A 17,490-nucleotide genomic window follows, 5' to 3' on the forward strand; every position below is an offset into this window, starting at 1 on the left:
TGGTCAGGGGAAACGGAGAGCCGTCAGGGCCTGTTCCAGGACCCGACGGATCTCGTCGGAAAGCGGCCCGCCGGCCGGCCAGTTCACGATCAGTGCGGCGACCTCCCGGAGCTTGGTGTTGGTGTGCTGGGAAACCGTCCGCAGTACCTCGAACCCCTGCTCCGGGGGGAGTTTACCCAGGGAGATGACCACGCCGATGGCCTGGTCGATGACGGCGTGCGAGGCGATCGCCTCTTGCAGTTGGTCGATCTCCTGCCTCAGCTGAGCCAACTGCCTGGCGAGGTCCGCCTGCCGAACCAGACCCGGCATGTCGCTGGGCGCGGGACGCCCGTTTCCCGAGTACTCCATCGTGATCTCAACTCCGAGAGTCTTCCCTGCCCGGCAGCCGTCACCGCCGGGGCAAATGCTTGCAGGACGACAACCATTTACCCCTCGATCCACAGGTCAACAAGCCGCACCGAAGAGAAGCCAGTGACCCTGGTCACTGCACCGGAGGTCCCGCAGCGGCAGGCGTGGTGAGCGATCTCCTCCTTCGCTGCCGGGGTGGCGGTTTCCGGCGGCCTGGGAGATCGGAGGAAGCGCACATGCCACCGCCGGGCAGGAAGGAGGACATGAGGTAGGGCACCTCGCGGCGCCGGCTCGGATCCTGGTGATCGACGGCGACCGGGGCGGAATGGAGTCGGCCCGCCTTCTCGACAAAGACGGGCACACCGTCGGGGTACGCAAGGCAGCAGCCGAACCTGGGCGGGACGTTCCGTCCAGGCGTTCCGCCTGGATCCCACGATTATTCAGCGCTTTCCGCGTGTCACTGCGAGCCGGTGGCCACCAGGGTCGCGGTGATGGGTTCGAGCTGGGTGATCAGTTCGTCGAGTTCGGGGAGGGACAGGGCTTCATAGGGCGGGGTGGCGAGTTCGTCGGTGAGGGTTTCGATACGTTGTCTGGCCGCGCGGCCGGCGTCGGTGAAGTGGCCGTCGGTGTCGACGAGTCCGCGTTCGCGCAGGCCGTCCATGACCGCCGCCAGGCGCTCCTTCGGCAGGTGATGAATGCGTCCGAACGACTCCGGTGGGTGGATGCCCCGTTCCAGAGCGGAGAGCACGTGCGCCTCCGTGCCGCCGATGCGCGCGCCGACGAGAGCGGCGATGTGACCGTCGCCGCGGTGCTCGCGCAGCATGGTCGCGGAATGCCACAGCCGGGCGACGGGGTCGCTGGGTACCTGGAGGCTGCGCATGCCGGCGTACATCACCCGGCCTTCGGTGGGGGCACTCGTCGCGGCCTTGGTGGTCAGGTCTGCGGCACGTACCAGGCCCGGGGAGTCGGCCATCTCCTCGCCGAGGATGCGCCGTAGGGAGGCCGCGCTGCCCCGCTCCCGCGCGGCGACAGAAGCCTCGGGCGGGATCGTCTCCCAGGCACTGGGGATGTGCCGGGCGGCTTCCCCGTCGGCGAAGTTGTAGAAGGCCGCGTGCACGACGTGGGCCGGCACCCGTCCCAGTGGTGCGGCGCGGCTGGCGAAGTAGCCGTCCCAGTAGGTGCGGTGGCCGAGTGCGGCCAGTTCCTCGTTGCTTTCGGCGGCGACGAAGGTGACCAGGCAGATCGGCTCCAGGAGTTCGAACATGCGACGGGCGGTGTGAGTCGGCGGATGCGAGCGCGTCTTGCCCATCGGGTTCTCCTCTGTGGGATGTGCCGACTTGGACCGTCCGGCACACCGCAACTCATCGGTGACCGAGGAGAAGCAGTGCAGCCGTCCGGGGCCGGACGGCGGACGATGGGGGGCGACTCCCTCCGGCAGTGCTTCGCCCCTGCCGAACAGGCGGTCAGGACGATCCGCTCACTTCAGTGGGACCACAGTTCGCGCCGGCTACAGGGGGCGTCTGTCAGGCAAGTGCCGGCGGTGAACCGCCCGTTCTCCCGCCCCCTGCGCAGAATCCGCTCGATGACCGCGCGTACTGGGCCACGGAGGTCCGTACGTCCTGACGTGGCCCCGGAAATTGGCCTGCTCCGGGACCAGCCGGGGGGAGGGCCACGGCCGGCAAGAAGTTCGGCGCCGACATGACCAGCGGGTTGTGGTGGAGGGCCGGCGGTGGGATCGCCCTGGCCGCCGGGCCGGTGGCGGCACATCCACGACCGCCTCGCCGCCGCCCTGCACGCCCGCCGCCTCGCGCAGACCGACGAGCCCGCCAGGACGGAGTGAACGCGTCCAGGCCGAGGATCTCGAGCGGACCGGCGAGTCGGGGACCTCCGGCCGTGACCCAGTGGGCGATGCCGGAGGTCGCGTCGGGATCGTTGACCTGCCCCAGCAAGACGGATCGTCCGCCTGCGGCCCGGAGCTGGGCGACCCGCTCAACTCCGCCTTGAGCGTGGTGAGCTGGGTGGCGTGGCCGACGCCGCGGATCTTGCCGGTGCCGCAGCAGCAGCCCCGACACCCGGTGGCCGTGCACGGGCTCGCCGTGCGGAGCGGCGGTCCGGCCGTCGTCCTCCAGTTCGGCGGCAAGCTCCGCGGCCCGCGACGACCGAGCGTCGCAGGCCCCGGTCCCCGGCTTGGTGAGCAACCGCCCCGGTGGCTCCGGCGGAGATCTCGTGGCCGTCGGCGGTCGCGCCGGCCCCGATCCCCGGAGCGGAGGTGAAGTCCTCTGCGGCCGGCAGCGCGAGGCTCTTGTCCCGGGCCGCCGCGACCACGGCGGGGGCCGGGGGATGCTCGCCAGGCTGCCCGGCGGCCGCGGCCAACGTCAGCAGTGACGTCATTCGGTACCAGGAGACCAAAGACCACCTCGCCTTCAGGGGTCTTGGTTCACGTAGGAGACCCTCCCGCTCGCCCTCCACCGGGCGCAGGACGACGGGGGGCTGCGCCGAAGTCCGTGACACCCGCGTCAGAGCCTCAGCGTGAACCAGGTGGTCTTGCCCTCGTCGGTGGGGCGTACGCCCCACGTGTCGGCCAGGGTGCGGACCAGGAACAGGCCCCGGCCCGACTCCTCGTCCCCGGCCGCGATACGGGGCTGAGGCAGGTGCGGGCTGCGGTCGCTGACCTCGATGGTGAGTTCGCTGGACGTTCGGCACAGGTGCAGACCGATGGGGCCCTCCGCGTGTTGAACGGCGTTGGTGAGAATCTCGGAGAGCAGGAGGAGCGCCTCGTCCGACGGGCCCGTGCAGTCCCAGGAGAGCAGCGCCTTGCTGAGGAACGCGCGGCCCTCGGGCACTGACGAGGGGACGGCCAGGAGATCGGTCGTGACGGCGGCCGGGGGTGCGGCCGGCAGCTGGGCGAACAGGAGGGTGACGTCGTCGTCGTGGCTGTCGGTCTCCGGCAGCAGCCGGCTCAGGACGTGGTCCGCGGCGGTCTCCAGACTCGGTGGAGCGGCGAAGAACCCGCGCAGCACCGAGGTGAGTTCGGCGATCCGGACCTCGATGTCGCTGCCGGGTGTCTCCACCAGGCCATCGGTGTAGAGAATGAGGGTGGCGCCCGGTGACACGGTCGTCGACGACTGCTCGTAGAGCACATCACCGACCCCGAGCGGCGCGTTGACCTGTGCAGGGAGCCTGTTGACGGTACCGCCGGGGGTGGCCACCAGGATCGGCAGATGACCGGCGGAGCAGACGGTGACCGTACCCGTGTCCGGCGCGATGGTGAGGTAGCAGCAGGTCACCAACTGGTCCGGCACGTCGAGGTCCTCGACGCAGGTGTCGAGGGCCTGCATCAGCTGCCGGGGCTGCATGCCGGTCTTGGCGAGCGCGTGCGCGGCCGAGCGCAACTGGCCCATCACCGCGGCGGCGTCGAGGCCGCGGCCCATCACGTCACCGATGAGGACGCCGACCCGGCCGGCGCCCAGGGGGATCAGGTCGAACCAGTCACCGCCCACTCCCGCACCCTGTGTGGCGGGCCGGTACCGGCTCGCGGTGGCAAGGCCCGGAATCGCGGGCGGGGTGCCCATGAGACTGCGCTGCAGGGTGAGCGCGATGTGCCGCTGCTGCTCGTACAGCGCGGTCAGTTCGGCCTCCGCGCGCTTGCGGTCGCTGATGTCCCGCACGATGGCGCACGCCCCGACGACCATGCCGTCGGTGTCCCGGGTCGGCCAGAGCGTGACGTCCACGTCCAGCAGGCGGCCGTCCTTGGTCACCCGGAGCGTCTCGAAGTGCTCGACCTTCTCGCCGTGCAGCAGCCGCTCCAGGAGCGCGCTGATCTCACCGCGCAGTTCGGGCGGGGAGAGCAGCGACACGTGCCGGCCGATGACCTCCTCGGCCGTGTAGCCGTACAGCCGCTGGGCAGCCGCGTTCCAGTAGGTGATGTAGCCGTCGAGGGTCTTCGCCAGGATCGCGTCCTGGGACGACTCGACCAGTGCGGCCAGCTCGTTGATGCGGGCCTCGGCCGCCTTACGGTCGCTGACGTCGCGGACGGCGGCGGAGACCAGCAGTCCGTCCACGGTCTCCAGCGGACTGAGACTGATCTCGACGGGGAACTCGGTGCCGTCCTTGCGCAGCCCGTGCAGGTCGAGCCCCGCGCCCATCGGACGGACCTGCCGGTTGGCGGCGTACCCGTCGCGGTGGACCGTGTGATGACCACGGAAACGGTGCGGCATCAGCAACTCGACCGGGCGATCCAGAAGTTCCTCACGTCTGTAGCCGAACAGAGCCTCGGTCTGGGCGTTGACCAGTCTGATGGTTCCGGTGTCGTCCACGATCACCATGGCGTCCGGTGCCGCCTCCAGCAGCCCGCGGAACCTTTCTTCGGCAGCCTTCGGGCCATCGGCGCCGACGCCCGCGCCACACCGGCAGACCCCCCGCTCCGCCTCGGTCGCCGCACAAGCCAGACCCGACTCGGCAAACGTGTTCATGTCCGCCCCCTCCCACCGATGGCGATGAATCAGGTCATCCCACCGCATCAGCAGGCCGAACAGGACAGCATGTCGGTTACTGGCCACCGTCCAGCCGAACCTGTCCGTCGGTGGCCTGCGGCGTTGCGTATGGCGAGCGGAGCTGGCCCGGCTTTCTGGAACGCGGGTACCGACGCTCGCGCGGAGGCCTGTGTCTCGATGTGGAGGACGTACGTCTGGGTCACCCCGCCGGACAGCGGCCGGACGAGAGCGCGTGTGCCGGTCGAGGCGTCCCAGGTGCGGTTGGCCCTCCCCTCCCAGAAGCCACGCTCGTGGCAGTACATCTGCGTGTCCGGGTCGAGGCACTGCCCGATCCGCGGCAGCAGCCTTCCTGCCCACCTGTTCCCGTTGAGGTCGTACGCGCCGAGAATGCCCGTCGGCAGCGAGGCGGCGGCACTCACGCGCCGTACGACGACGGCCGCCCGGGTGTCGACGGGCTCGGCCACACGGGAGGCGGCCGCCCTGGCCGGACGCGCGAGGCCGGATCGGACATGAGCGTCGTGGGCGTAAGCCCCGTAGCGCATCCCGGGAACGTCGGACTGGGCGAAGTAGCAGCCCAAGACCGGGCTGGACACGATGTGATCACCCGGGAACAGCATGTACGTCACCAGACCGCTCCCGACCACGTTCACGCGCAGAACCCGCCGCACCGTTGTCGGCCACCACTTGGGCAACGGTCGATTTCCCGACGCCGCGTCCGCGTGAAGTCGTGCATCAGGTCGCACGCTCCACCACGGCACGACTGCTGGGACCGGGGCGCGTGATCGTGTCACGCGCTCTGGGCGCCGAGGGCGGAGCGGCGGGTTCGAGTGCCTGAGCACGGCCGGGCCGGCCCGGCACCCGGGGCCCCTGGAAGACCCCGGACCGGAAGGTGCCGGTCTCGGCCATGACGACGCCCTGGTACGTGCCCGCGTTCACCCAGCGGGCCGCTATGGAGCAGCCACCGACGCGGGTGGCGGACGGTCCGCCGCGTAACTCGCTGACACCGTGCTGGCGGCAGTCGACGCGCAGCACACGGCGGAACGCTCCTCCAGCGGTCGGTGACCACGCGCGGCAGGTGACGACGAACGGCCTGGAGGCCCTCTGCGTCATGGGGAATCGGACCACGCCACGCCTGAGCGGTCGCGTTGCCGCCCTGACTCGGAGCCCCGCACCGTAGCCCACCGGACTCGACCACCGGTGGACGGTGACGGTCACAGCGTCGCCACCGGTGCCGGTCATTCGTCGATTCACGGCCAGGGACAGAGACCAACGCGGCCGTCCTACGTACTATCACTACAGCCAAGATGTGCGTCAGTAACTGCCGCCGCTCCCCCGGCAGCAGGCAGAACAGCACGGACCTTCGACTTCGCGTACGCCATGGGCCCGCCGCTCATCGGCTGCGACACCTGAGAAGAGTGTGAGCCCCATGTCAGAAGTCACCACCCAGACAACCGAGTTGACCTCTCACTACAGCGCCCAGGTGGCCGCCGACCTGGAACGCAACCGCAAGGAACAGGAGCGCCTCACCGCCGAGATCGAAGCACTGCAGGAGCAGCTGACCGCCGTACGGCACGACCACAGCGTCCTGTTGAACCTCCAGGAGGCACTTGGTGTGCCGGCGGTGCCCGATACGCCGGCGGCCGAGCCGGCCACCGCGGTGCCCGCTCCCCGCAAGAGGGCCGCGTCAACCGGTGTCGCCAAGAGGACGGCGGGCGGGAAGACGGCCACGGCGAAGCCGCGGCCGGCCGGGCCCAAGCTGGTCGACCTGGTGCGCGAGCACCTGACCGGCCAGAACGAACCCCGGTCGGCGGCCGAGATCACCACAGCGCTGGGGCAGCAGCATCCCGACCGCGCGGTGAAGACGACCGTGGTGCGCACGACGCTGGAGGGGCTCGTGGCCAAGAACCAGGCCCAGCGCACCAAGCAGGGCACATCCGTCTTCTACACCGCCACCGGGGCGGCCGCTCCCGCGGCCGGCGAGCGGACTCCACAGCCCTCGGCCTGAGCGGAAGGAGGGCTGGTCGGCGCTGACCGGTGATGTTGGCCTGCCAGGAGGCGTGGGCGGGGCCGCCGGCCGCGGTCCCGCCCACGCGGTGCTGTCCGGGGTGATCTCCCGGGTGTGACGTCAGCGCAGGCCGAAGGCCCGGGTGATCGTCTGCGAGACGGTGTTGCCCGCGCTGTCGCGGGCGCCGACCCGGAGGGTGACGAAGTGCGCGGACCGTGGCGCGCGCAGGTTCGTGCGCCATCCGCCGTCGCACCGGCCCGGGTCGGTCCGCTGCCAGGTCGCGCCGTCGTCGTACGACACCTCGACGGTCGGCTTCCCGATGGCGGCGGTGGTGCCCGGCAGGTGCGAGGCGGTCACCGTGAGGCCGGCGTGCCGGTCGGCACGGCCGGACCTGTCGGTGTCCACGCCGTAGTCGAGCTGGATGAGCGGCAGGGACACCGCCGCGTCGCTGCCGGTGACCGCGGAGGTGAAGTCCCACTCGGTCAGCGTGTGCGTCGAGTACGGACTGGTCCAGGTACCGCGGTCGTTGTCGAGGACCAGCCGGTAGGGCAGGCGTTCCGCGCCGAGGCCGGGAACCTGCAGGTACTCGGCGTTGCCCCAGTCGAGCTGCTGGTCGCCCTGGTAGAGCGACATCCAGTCCTTGACGTCGAAGTTCGCGCCGGCCTCGCCTACGTGACCGGATCCCGAGTCGCCCCAGCCGGGCGCGGTGATGTACATCGTGTCGAGGTAACGCACGGGTTGGTAGTTGAGCGGGCCCATGCGGGGCCGCTGGATCGGGCCGAACCAGCTGACCTTGCCGGTCCTGCGCGCCGGGTAGGTCAGCGGGTCGATCGAGTGCTGCCCGGTCTCGCCCTGGATGAAGGCGTCGTCCAGCCACGTGGTGCCGGCGGTGACCCAGTCGGTGCGCTCGCCCTGCGCGGGCGCGGTGAGCTGGTTGCCGACGGCCCAGCCGCGCCAGACGTCCGGACGGAACTCCATCGCCTTGCCCTGCCGGTAGTTGCGGAAGGAGACGTTCACGCGACCGAGGTCCTTGGCCTCCTCACGCCAGGTCGGGTCCGTCGGAACGGCGCCCGTCCAGTGGTGCACGACGTCGTAGACGTAGTCGGTCGTGGGGTGCGAGGTGACCTTCAACGGGACCTCGCCGTGCCGGAGTCGGGCGAGCAGGTCGGCGCCCTGGTCGGCGTTGAGCGTCGCCACGGTCACCGGGGCAGGGCTCTGCGGGCTCCAGGGGTTCTCGTCCCAGGGCTGCAGACGGCCGACGCCGTCGTTGACGACCAGCAGCAGCCGGGCACCGGCGGCCGCGGCGGCCTCCGCCTGCGCCTTGATCCCTTCCGTGCCGGCGCCGCGCACCACGACGGCCTTGCCGCGCACGTTCTGCCGCGCGAGCTCCGCGGCCGTGCCGTCACCGGCGAAGACCGCCGTCAGGTTGCGGGTACCGGCGGGCAGTGGCGTCGCCGCGCGCTTGACCAGCGGGTCGTTGAACGTCGTCGACTTGGTGCTCACGGTCAGTGCGGGCTGTTCGAGGCGGAAGCGGGCGCCGGTCTCGAACTCGCCGTCGGTGACCTTCTTGCCGGTCGGGAGCGCCCAGATGCTGTCGTACGACGGGTCCGGCAGCATCGACGTCTCCACCAGGCTGTCGGTGAAGGACCGGTGGGCGTCCAGGCGCGGCGCGACGGCGGTGGTCTGCTGTGGCACCCGTGCCAGGATCCGGCGTGCCCGGCGGCCGTCCAGGGTGACGGTACGGTCCTGGTCCAGCTTCACGTCGTTGAAGGCGAGCAGCGCCATGCCGCGCGAGTGCGGGCCGTCGGCCCCCTGCACGTCACCGGTGAGCCAGCCGCTGTAACTGCCCACGGGCAGTCGCGCGGTGCCGGTGCCGGACGCGTCGAGGTCCATCACCGTGAAGAGGTGTTCGGCGGTCAGGACGACCCGGCCCTCCAACGGCCTGCCCGATCGGTCCTTGGCGACGACGGTCAGGTTCTGCCGCTGGCCCTCGCGGGCCGCGCCGATCAGGGTTCGGGCGCGGACCGTTCCGCTGCCGTCCGTACCGGTGATCATGGCGCTGACCGACTGGTCGCCACCCAGCTTGTCCAGATCCGCCGTCAGGGTGACCGTGGCGGTGCCGTGGGCGGGCACGGTGACATGGTCGGCGGAGAGGCTGAACAGCCCAGCCGGGACAGTGCCGTTGACGGCGAGACCAAGGGTGGCCGGAGCGTCGCCGACGTTGGTGTACGTCACCGTCCGGGCGTCGGTCTGCCCCGGCTTCGGCGGCCACGTGTAGAAGCCGGAGTAGGCGCTCGTGGTGGCGAAGACCGTGGAGTGCACGGCCGCCGACGCGTCGAGCCGTCCGGCACCCGCCTGGTACGGGGTGTACGCCGGCGTTGCCTTGGCGCTGCTGACCAGCGCCTCCTTGAGCTGTACGCCGGTCCAGTCGGGGTGCTCGGAGGCGAGGAGCGCGGCGGCACCGGCGACGTGCGGTGTCGCCATCGACGTACCGCTCATGGTGGTGTAGTAGCCGGAGCCGCGCTTGTAGTGCGAGCGTGCCGCGACGATGTCGACGCCGGGTGCGGTGATCTCCGGCTTCAGGCCGCCGTCGCCGTCGCGCGGGCCCTGGCTGGAGAAGTCGGCGAGCGTGTCGGTGGAGTCGACGGCGCCCACCGTCAGCGCGGAGTCCGCGGCTCCGGGGCTGCCGATGGAGTGCGGGCCGCCGTTGCCCGCCGCGATCACGAACAACGCACCGGTCTCGTCACTGAGTTCGTCGACGGCCTGGCTCATCGGGTCGGTCTTGTCACCGGCGCCGCCCAGGCTCATGCTGATGATCCGGGCCTTCTGGTCGCGGGCGGCCCACTCCATGCCCGCGATGATCCAGGACTCCTGGCCGCTGCCCTCGGAGTTGAGCACCTTGCCGACCGCCAGCCGGGCACCGGAGGCGACACCCCGCTCCTTGCCGTCGGAGGCACTGCCCGTGCCGACGATGGTCGAGGCGACGTGCGTACCGTGGCCGTTGTAGTCGGCGATGTCGTCCTCGCCGGGCACGAAGCTGGCGCTGTCGGACACCTGCCCCGCCAGGTCCGGGTGTTCGGTGTCCGCGCCGCTGTCGAGCATCGCGACCTTCACGCCCTGGCCGGTGTCGCCCTCCGCCCAGACCTTGTCCGCGCCGATCTGCGCGGTGGAGTCGGCGAGGTCGGCCTTCACCTTCCCGTCGAGCCACACCTTGGCGACGCCGCCCGCGAAGGACGGCTTCGCGGACCGGGCCGTCGCGCCGGCGCCACCGGTCAGCGAGGACCAGAACTCCGGTGCCTGCCGGTGGTTCTGCGCGAGGGCCGCGCCCTGGATGCTGTCCAGCCGGCGGACGTCGGCCGAGCCGGCCATCTTCGCGCGGGTGCGGGACTTGGCGGCGGCATCGGTGTAGCGCACGATCAGCGGCAGCCGGGAGCTGTGCGCGTCGTCGTACCCCTCGGCGATCAGCCGTGTCACGTTGAACAGTTGCCTGTCGAGCTTGCCGGCGCTCACGTACGGCAGCGTGGAGTCGGGGTACACGTAGGTGGCGCCGTCCAGGACAGCACGGTGGAAGCCGGTGGTGACTCCGCTCGCGGCCTGGAAGGAGCGCACGACGGTGCCGTCGGAGGCCGTCCCGATGGTGACCTTGTCGCCCGTGATCAGGGTGACCGTGTGCGTGCCGGTGGCGCCGGGGGTTCGGTGTCCGGCGTCGTTGTGCGACACCTCACCTGTGGAGTACGCGGACACAGCGGCGGTCGCCGGTACGACGCCGAGTATGAGCGTGGCCGCCACGGCGAGGGCGATCGGCCCGGGCCGGGGAATGGGAACCTTGGGCAAGGATGACTCCTGAGACGCGGAGAAGAGCGGGCGTGGAGCGAAAGATCACTGGATCCTCCGGCCTCCCCCCGCCGTCGCTCAAGGGGTCGCGCACGTCGCACTTGTGCCATGACACAGGTGCGCCACGAGCAGCCGGGGTCGTCGTCACCGCGCGTCAGGCTGACGAGTGACACGGCACAAGTACTCCCCTGGACGGCCCGCTTGCCGAGTGCGACGGTCGTCGACCGGGACGACACACGCTCAGGTCGCGGCCCGGGACCGTCACGGACACGACGTCGGATGGATCGATACGCATGGATCTCCTACCTTTTGCCGCCGCTCACGCCGTCACGGTGGCGGCCTGGCCGACTTCCGCCGGCGAAGCCGTCATGTGGTGCGGGCAGAAGGAATTCCCCCTGCCCGCACGAGTGATCACGGATTGGCAGCGCGACGAGGACGTGCGGGCCCACGTCCTCATGGCAGACGAGAGGGTGGTGGGCTACGGGGAGTTGTGGCTCGACGCCGAGGAAGACGAGGTCGAGCTCGCCCGGATCATCGTCGCTCCCGACAGCCGGGGCAACGGGCTCGGTCGGGTCCTGGTGCGGGAGTTGCTCGCACGGGCCCTCGCCGCCGGGTATTCCGACGTCTTCATGCGTGTCCATCCACACAACGGGACAGCACTGCGCTGTTATCGGGCGGCCGGGTTCGCACCGGTCGACACCAGCCTTGCCGATCGTTGGAACGCGGCTCAACCGGTCCACTACGTCTGGCTCCAGCATGCTGTCGACGCTCCGCGCACCTGAGATCGCCGGGCAGCGCGGGTGCCCGATTCGTTACGGCGAGAGGCTCGCGCCGTCGGCGCGGGAGGCCCACTTCCCGCTCCTGGACGTCAGCCTGGACCGGCTCCCCGGGCGGGGAAGAAGTCGGCGCCCTGGACTTGCTCCATGGCCTTGGTGAACTCCGGCTCGCCGAGGCGGTGTTCCATCTCCTGAGGGCTCAGGTCCTCCGCACGGGTCTGGATCCAGTACACGTCGCCCAGGGGATCGCGCACCGCCCCACCCGGTCTGCGAAGAACAGGTGGGGCACCTCGGTGACCGACGTGCCGCCGGCCCCAACGGCCTGGCGGTGCACGGCGTCGGCGACCTCGACGTAGCGGCGTCAGCGCCGCCCCGGGGGGCGTCGCTCGGCATCCTCCCCACCCCGGACGGCAGGGGACGCCGCCTGTTCCCCTCCCGTGCGGTCAGACACGCGTTGGTGGCGGTCCGGTACAGCCGGGTCCGCACCGACGCGCGCGCCGGGTCGTACCGGTGGCGGGCCTTCCAGGCACGCAGCAGCGTCTCCTGCACCAGGTCCTCGGCCTCGTGGAACGACCCCGGCATCCGGTGGCGGAACGCCACCAACTCACCCCGGTACGGCTCGAGGCCCTCAGCCTCATCATGCCGGACACCCGGACTTGCGCCCCGCACCTCGAGTCACGGCTGGAACCGCCACCGGCCTTCAGAAATGACGTCCACCTTGCCGTCCCGGACGCGAACGGCCGTGTCGTCGTCGATGAAGTAGATCGGGAAGTCCGCCCGCGCGGTGACGCGATCGGCCCAGGCGTCGTCACGCTCGGGGAAGTCCGGCGAGTACAGGTGAGGCTTGAGGTACCAGTCGAAGAGGCCGAACGGCGGCTCCACGGTCGTCGCGCCGAGCACGTGGAGGTCCCTGGTGTCCCCGATGACGTCGGCGGAGTCTCCGGTGAGATGACGGCTGAAGATCATCGACCCGGCGCTGACCCCCACGTAGATGCGGCTCTCCAGCGCCTCCAGGAAGCCGTCGGCCAGGCCGTTGCCGGTGATGCTGCGCGCGAGGTGGTACTGGTTGCCGCCCTCGACATAGATGACGTCGGCGTGGAGCAGCCGGTCGATCACCATCTGCCGGGGCAGGCCGTTCAGCTCCAGGACGTCGAACTCCCGCCAGCCGAGACCGTGCAGTCGGTTCATGTCCGCGACGACCCATCCGTGGTCCCCGGGTTCGGCGACCGATGCCGTCGGTACGAACACGACGTTCGCCGATCCGAACGGCTTTCCCAGCATCTCCCGCAGTCCATCCCGCAGTGTCTCGTTGCGCAGGCCGCTCGCCGTCAGCAGTAGGTTCATCGGGCGAGCCAAGCACGGCTGACGGAGGCACGCAACGAATTCCGGCGGCGCCGGGCGTGCCGTACCGGCCGGACTGGCACCCTTGGAGGACGAGATCGCCCGCGCGGTGGCTCAGCTGGACGCGGAGTCGGCCGAGGTGGCCGAGGAGGCGCAGCACACGCTCATCGCGCTGGGGCCGCAGGTGCCGGAGCCCCGGACGGCGGCGGCTCCGGCACTCAGCACGTTCGGGCAGCCGCGCTGTCGAGGTGTTCACCGCCTTGGACGACCCGCGCCCCGCCGGCACCCTGACCGGCATGCCGGGCACCGAGAGCGCGGCCGTCCGGCAACGGGCCGCCGAGGCCCTGGCCGGCCTGGGCGTCCGGCGTGCCGTACCCCGCCCGTGGCCTCGGCGGCCGGATCGGCCCCCGGGTCCCCCGTCGCGGGTCTCCTTCTCACCGGGGCCGGGCTCGCGCTGCTCTCCCGGACCACGGCCGGTTCCGGCCTGCGCGACCAACCGGCGGCGCGATCGGGATCGCGGTGGCCGGGGCGATTGCGGGGCAGCCCCGTGCACACGACCGTTCATGACCGGGCTGCACGTGGCCGGCCTGGGCTCCGCGGGCCTGTGTGCGGCCACGGCCGCGCTGGTGCTCGTACTGCTGCCAGGCGGGTGGCGGCACGCCCAGGAAACCTTGCCTGAGGACAGGGAGGACGCAGCTGACCGCAGGTGTGCGGCCTTCTCGCGTCCGCGCCGCGCTGCCGCGCCCGGTCACCAGGTGACACGGGCTTCGAGACGGCACGGGCGTGGAAGTGATCTCCGTGACCGAGATCGCCCGTACCCGGACGACGCCCCCGTGTCCGCTCCAGAAGAGGTGCTCATTGACCTTCGGCAGATATTTCGAGGACTTCGAGGTCGGCCAGGTCTTCAGCCACTGGCCGGGCAAGACCGTCACCGAGTACGACCATCACCTGTTCTCCCTCCTGACCATGGTGCGACACCCCCTGCACCTCGACGCCCACTACGCCAAGACCGCGACCCGGTACCAGCAACCACTGGTCATCGGGAGTTACGTCTTCTCCCTGCTCCTGGGCCTGTCCGAAGCGGACGTGGCCGGGCGCGCCATCACCCACCGCGGCTTCGAGAAGATCGAGCACCACGCACCACTGCTGCACGGCGACACCCTCTACGCGGAGAGCGAGGTCTACGCGAAGCACGACATCCCCGACCGTGAGGGCCGCGGTCAGGTGGGCGTGGAGACCCGCGGCTACAACCAGGCCCGTACGCTGGTGATGACGCTGCGCCGGGAACTCGTCGTGCCCACCCGACCGCAGGACTGACGCCGCGCCTGGGACGGGGCCTGTCACCCGCCCGGTCCCGTCGCCGGGCGCGTGTTCCTCACGCGGCGACCGTGGGGTCACGGACGAGCCAGGAGCGGAGTTCCTCGGGCATTCGCCGCAGCGCCTGCTCGTGCAGGGCGAGTTCGTCCTCGGAGCACAGGGCGCGCCACTGTCCGCTCGTGCCCCTGTGGAAGAAGTTCCACGTGCCGAGGGCGGCGCCGGAGAGGCCCGAGTCCCAGATCTCGGCCTCGTTCGTCTTCATCTCGGCGAAGGTGCAGGCCTTCACCAGGTCCGGCCAGGCGCGGTCCTCGACGGTGATCTGGAGGAAGTCGGCCAGCCGTCGCATCTGACCCTCCAGGTCGTCCAGCATGTCCTGGTAGTGGAGGAGACAGACGTTGGGTTCGGACCGGCGTTCCCACCAGGAACTCAGGTGGTGTGTGGGCGAGTTGTAGGGCCAGCCGTCCGATTCCCAGGGATAGGCACTGCGGGTGAAGAACTCCCGCCAGAAGTCGTGCACGTCTTCGGGAACTTCCGGAGGCCGGAACGATCCGAGGTTCTCGCCGCTGTCGCCGCCATGCGCCTGGACGGCGGCCGCGAGGGCGGCCCGCGGTCCGGCAGAGCTCATGCTGCGGGCGTGATGATGCGTGGACAGAGCGAGGTCACGCAGGTCACGTCCGACCACCACGTACCTCACGTCCGGATGGAACGGAAGTGCGTCCAGGGGCAGGTGCGTCTTGATGAAACGGCGATGCTCCTGCCCGGAAAGCAACGCCGTGACATCGGCGAGCGGGACCATCGCCATGTCGAGCCAAGGGCTCAGTTCCATGAGGGGACGCGGCAGACGGGCGCTCCGGAAAATCAGCGACGCCACCATGCGTTGCGCCCACGTGGTGCCCGCTTTGGTGGCGGTGGAGATGACGATGTCCCCGCGTCGGGGCCTGAACGCATCCCAGCGCGTGCTGTCGAGCAGCGGACTGCGATAGACACGCGATGGCGCATACGACGACCTCGACACGATGTCCTTCTGGTTGTTGTCCCGGCAACAACTGGTTCCGTTCCTGGGTACCGGTGATCGGTAGTGAATGTATCCCACCAGTCACCGACATTCTTCCCATATCGCACATATGGCGCATGTGGCAGTATATCGAATGTGCCTTTGGGCGCTGAAGATTGGCGAGAGGAGAACATCATGATCGCCAAGCTGCTGAGAAGGCTGTCCTTCAGCCGTCACTACGGTGCGTACGGGGCCCACGAATGGGATGCGTACGCCGGCGACGACCAGGACTGACCGCACCGCTGGTGAGCGCCCCCCGGGCGCTCACCGGCTCCGGGCCGCGCTGCCTACGACACCGGCCTGAACAGGCACGACAGCCGGACAGCCAGGGACTGTCTCATGGGGCGAACGAACGAGCCGCCGCCGTTGCCCGGAGGCAGCTTCGCGGCCTGGAGCCGTGACCGGCTGGCCATGGCACGCCTTGGCGCCGAGGAGTGCGGTGATGTCTGGCAGCTGGAGCCGGGTGTCTACGTGGCCGCCGCGGCCGGCCCGTGTGAGGCGGTTCTGCGCCGGGCGCAGGACTTCCCCAAGGCGGCGTCGCCTCTCTTCCCGCCGCTGAAGTGGTCGAGCGGAGCGCCGACCGCCGAGCAGCGCGGGTACGCCCACGCCGCGCGCATGCGCGGAATGCGTGCGCAGGCGGTCGCGGCGCGGATCGGCCAGATTGCGCCCCGGACCGCTCGATTCGCCGACCAGTGGCCCCCGGGCCAGGACGTCGAGGTGCTGCCTCTCGTCCGGCACGCACTGGCCGAGACCGGCGTGAGCTACCTCTTCTCCGAAGACGCCCCCACACTGCTCCCCTATGCTTCGCGCCTCTTCCTGGCCCGGGAGGTACTCGTACGCCCGTCCCGTTGGACATGGCCGCGCTGGATCCCCTCGCCGGCACGGCGGTTCCGCACCCGGCAGCAGGTCGCCTTCACCGACGCCCTGCGGCCTGTCGTCCGGCGGCGTCGGTCATCGGGCCGACTCGGTGAGGACATGCTGGGACAGATGCTCCGGCCATCGCCCCACTACGGCCTGCTGCCGGAAGAAGCCGTACTCGACACGCTCCCCGGAATCACCGTCGCCACGTTCGAGACCCCCTCCCGGGCAGCCGGATGGATCCTGCTCCACCTGGCCCGGCACCCCCAGGCAGCGGGCCGCGTCGCGGCCGAAGCCGCCTCGCTGCCGCCGGACCCGGCCGCGACGACCAACGTCCACCTCGGTGGCCTGCGGTACACCCAGGCGCTGGTGAGCGAGGTGCTCCGGCTGTACCCGCCGAGCTGGCTGCTGACCCGGTGCGCGCCCCGACAGACTCAGCTCGCCGGCTACACCATCGGCGCCGGATCCACCGTTCTCGTCTGCCCCTACACCGCCCACCGCGACGTGCGGGAGTATTCCGAGCCCGACCAGTTCCGGCCCGAGCGCTGGCTCGATGATTCGGGGGCGCCGACAAGATCCGGGGGCTTCCTCTCCTTCGGTACCGGGCCGCACGGCTGCGAGGGAACCGCTCTGGCGATGGCGATGCTGACGCTCCTGACGGCCCAGACCGCCCGCCGCTACCACCTGAGCGAGCCTCCCGGGCCGGGACCCAGCCACCAGGTCACCACCCTCGAAGGTCTCGCACCGGTCGGCCTGCGTCTGCGCGCCACCTTGCGCGGCTGAGGGCCGTTCCGCACCCCGCCCGGGCCACGGGGGCTCATGGCTCGCTCGCCGTGTGCCGCTGGTCGAACTCGGGGGCGAGCATGCCCATCATGACCAGGTCGTGGTGCCGGCCGGCGAAGAAGACGTGCTCGCGAAGACACCCCTCCTCGGTGAAGCCGAGCCGACCGAAGAGCGTCAGCGACGCCTCGTTGTGGGCGAAGATCGCCGCCAGGCACTTGTGATAGCGACGCTCGGTGAACATGAAGCGCAGCAACAGCACCAAAGCTTCCGCCGCATAGCCCCTGCGCCGGTGCTCGCCGCCGATCATGACGTCACACTCGAACCAGCCCGATCGGGGGCCGGTGCGATGCGAGCCCACCGTGCCGACCAGCTCTCCCGTGGCCGTCGCCTCGACTGCCAACCGGAAGCGGTCGTCATCGCTCTCGGCAACCGATTGTTCCTTCGCCCAGGCACGGTGGCTCTCGGCGGACCGCGGCAGATCCAACCTGCGTCCGGGACGCCCGTCCTCCTCGGCGAAGCGCATGAACGCCGTCCAGTCGTCGGGCTCGACGGCACGCAGACGTACCCGATTACCGGTCCAGGACGATGCCATACCCTATGTGATAACGCTGCCGCGCGCGCGAAGCCCGGAGGCACACCGACAGCGGGCTGGAGTCGGCGCGGCTGGCTCCGGCCCTCCAG

14 protein-coding genes and 1 pseudogene are annotated in these 17,490 nt (G+C 70.5%); 4 read left to right on the forward strand and 11 right to left on the reverse strand.

What is annotated here, in order from left to right; all coding sequences use genetic code 11:
- Positions 1–3 precede the first annotated feature (3 nt).
- From ACZ4O3_RS35040 to ACZ4O3_RS35060, 5 genes are all read right to left on the reverse strand, one after another.
- Positions 4–348, reverse strand: coding sequence for an ANTAR domain-containing protein (locus ACZ4O3_RS35040; RefSeq protein ID WP_362714730.1), 345 nt, complete (start codon positions 346–348; stop codon positions 4–6).
- Positions 349–805: 457 nt separating this feature from the next.
- The gene (locus ACZ4O3_RS35045; RefSeq protein WP_467726203.1) at positions 806–1,657 is read right to left on the reverse strand and encodes an SCO6745 family protein; all 852 of its coding nucleotides are present in this window, start codon (positions 1,655–1,657) and stop codon (positions 806–808) included.
- 1,207 nt (positions 1,658–2,864) lie between these two features.
- Positions 2,865–4,820, reverse strand: a complete 1,956-nt coding sequence (locus ACZ4O3_RS35050) for a PAS domain S-box protein (protein ID WP_467726204.1) — start codon at positions 4,818–4,820, stop codon at positions 2,865–2,867.
- Between the two features lie 47 nt (positions 4,821–4,867).
- Positions 4,868–5,491: a hypothetical protein gene (locus tag ACZ4O3_RS35055; protein WP_467726206.1), complete on the reverse strand. Its 624-nt coding sequence runs from the start codon at positions 5,489–5,491 to the stop codon at positions 4,868–4,870.
- Positions 5,492–5,573: 82 nt separating this feature from the next.
- A complete protein-coding gene (locus ACZ4O3_RS35060) occupies positions 5,574–5,873 on the reverse strand; it encodes a hypothetical protein (RefSeq protein ID WP_467726207.1) in 300 nt (99 codons plus the stop codon).
- 394 nt (positions 5,874–6,267) lie between these two features.
- On the opposite strand from ACZ4O3_RS35060, the gene ACZ4O3_RS35065 reads away from it, so the two are divergent.
- Positions 6,268–6,846 carry a hypothetical protein gene (locus ACZ4O3_RS35065; RefSeq protein WP_467726209.1) on the forward strand — a complete coding sequence of 193 codons (579 nt, stop codon included), beginning with the start codon at positions 6,268–6,270 and terminating at the stop codon, positions 6,844–6,846.
- Positions 6,847–6,966: 120 nt separating this feature from the next.
- On the opposite strand, the gene ACZ4O3_RS35070 is transcribed toward ACZ4O3_RS35065, so the two are convergent.
- Positions 6,967–10,680, reverse strand: a complete 3,714-nt coding sequence (locus ACZ4O3_RS35070; protein WP_467726210.1) for a S8 family serine peptidase — start codon at positions 10,678–10,680, stop codon at positions 6,967–6,969.
- Between the two features lie 293 nt (positions 10,681–10,973).
- On the opposite strand from ACZ4O3_RS35070, the gene ACZ4O3_RS35075 reads away from it, so the two are divergent.
- Positions 10,974–11,462 (forward strand): GNAT family N-acetyltransferase, encoded by a 489-nt coding sequence (locus ACZ4O3_RS35075; protein WP_467726211.1) that lies wholly within the window; start codon positions 10,974–10,976, stop codon positions 11,460–11,462.
- 86 nt (positions 11,463–11,548) lie between these two features.
- Here the strand turns inward: ACZ4O3_RS35075 and ACZ4O3_RS35080 are convergent, their stop codons facing one another.
- The 3 genes and pseudogenes from ACZ4O3_RS35080 to ACZ4O3_RS35090 form a co-directional block, all read right to left on the reverse strand.
- Positions 11,549–11,710 carry a hypothetical protein gene (locus ACZ4O3_RS35080; protein ID WP_467726260.1) on the reverse strand — a complete coding sequence of 54 codons (162 nt, stop codon included), beginning with the start codon at positions 11,708–11,710 and terminating at the stop codon, positions 11,549–11,551.
- A gap of 178 nt (positions 11,711–11,888) precedes the next feature.
- Positions 11,889–12,125, reverse strand: a pseudogene (locus ACZ4O3_RS35085) (sigma factor); the annotation flags it as partial.
- 6 nt (positions 12,126–12,131) lie between these two features.
- On the reverse strand, positions 12,132–12,800 hold the full coding sequence (locus tag ACZ4O3_RS35090) for a Type 1 glutamine amidotransferase-like domain-containing protein (RefSeq protein ID WP_467726213.1): 669 nt from the start codon (positions 12,798–12,800) through the stop codon (positions 12,132–12,134).
- Positions 12,801–13,655: 855 nt separating this feature from the next.
- Here ACZ4O3_RS35090 and ACZ4O3_RS35095 point away from each other — a divergent pair.
- Positions 13,656–14,114, forward strand: coding sequence for a MaoC family dehydratase (locus ACZ4O3_RS35095; RefSeq protein WP_362731419.1), 459 nt, complete (start codon positions 13,656–13,658; stop codon positions 14,112–14,114).
- Positions 14,115–14,172: 58 nt separating this feature from the next.
- On the opposite strand, the gene ACZ4O3_RS35100 is transcribed toward ACZ4O3_RS35095, so the two are convergent.
- Entirely contained in the window at positions 14,173–15,207 is a 1,035-nt protein-coding gene (locus tag ACZ4O3_RS35100) for a sulfotransferase domain-containing protein (RefSeq protein WP_467726214.1), read from the reverse strand.
- A 300-nt stretch (positions 15,208–15,507) separates the two neighbouring features.
- Between ACZ4O3_RS35100 and ACZ4O3_RS35105 the strand changes: the two genes are divergently transcribed.
- Positions 15,508–16,809 carry a cytochrome P450 gene (locus ACZ4O3_RS35105; RefSeq protein ID WP_467726216.1) on the forward strand — a complete coding sequence of 434 codons (1,302 nt, stop codon included), beginning with the start codon at positions 15,508–15,510 and terminating at the stop codon, positions 16,807–16,809.
- 34 nt (positions 16,810–16,843) lie between these two features.
- Here ACZ4O3_RS35105 and ACZ4O3_RS35110 read toward each other — a convergent pair whose 3' ends face one another.
- Positions 16,844–17,401, reverse strand: coding sequence for a GNAT family N-acetyltransferase (locus ACZ4O3_RS35110; protein WP_467726217.1), 558 nt, complete (start codon positions 17,399–17,401; stop codon positions 16,844–16,846).
- Positions 17,402–17,490: the final 89 nt, after the last annotated feature.

Source organism: Streptomyces sp. NPDC026515, from assembly GCF_055567595.1.

Excerpts from the sequence above, each read along its gene's own strand:
- ACZ4O3_RS35040 (WP_362714730.1), bottom strand. The coding sequence starts at position 348 with ATGGAGTACTCGGGAAACGGGCGTCCCGCGCCCAGCGACATGCCGGGT.
- ACZ4O3_RS35045 (WP_467726203.1), bottom strand. The coding sequence starts at position 1,657 with ATGGGCAAGACGCGCTCGCATCCGCCGACTCACACCGCCCGTCGCATG.
- ACZ4O3_RS35050 (WP_467726204.1), bottom strand. The coding sequence starts at position 4,820 with ATGAACACGTTTGCCGAGTCGGGTCTGGCTTGTGCGGCGACCGAGGCG.
- ACZ4O3_RS35065 (WP_467726209.1), top strand. The coding sequence starts at position 6,268 with ATGTCAGAAGTCACCACCCAGACAACCGAGTTGACCTCTCACTACAGC.
- ACZ4O3_RS35075 (WP_467726211.1), top strand. The coding sequence starts at position 10,974 with ATGGATCTCCTACCTTTTGCCGCCGCTCACGCCGTCACGGTGGCGGCC.
- ACZ4O3_RS35090 (WP_467726213.1), bottom strand. The coding sequence starts at position 12,800 with ATGAACCTACTGCTGACGGCGAGCGGCCTGCGCAACGAGACACTGCGG.
- ACZ4O3_RS35105 (WP_467726216.1), top strand. The coding sequence starts at position 15,508 with ATGGGGCGAACGAACGAGCCGCCGCCGTTGCCCGGAGGCAGCTTCGCG.
- ACZ4O3_RS35110 (WP_467726217.1), bottom strand. The coding sequence starts at position 17,401 with ATGGCATCGTCCTGGACCGGTAATCGGGTACGTCTGCGTGCCGTCGAG.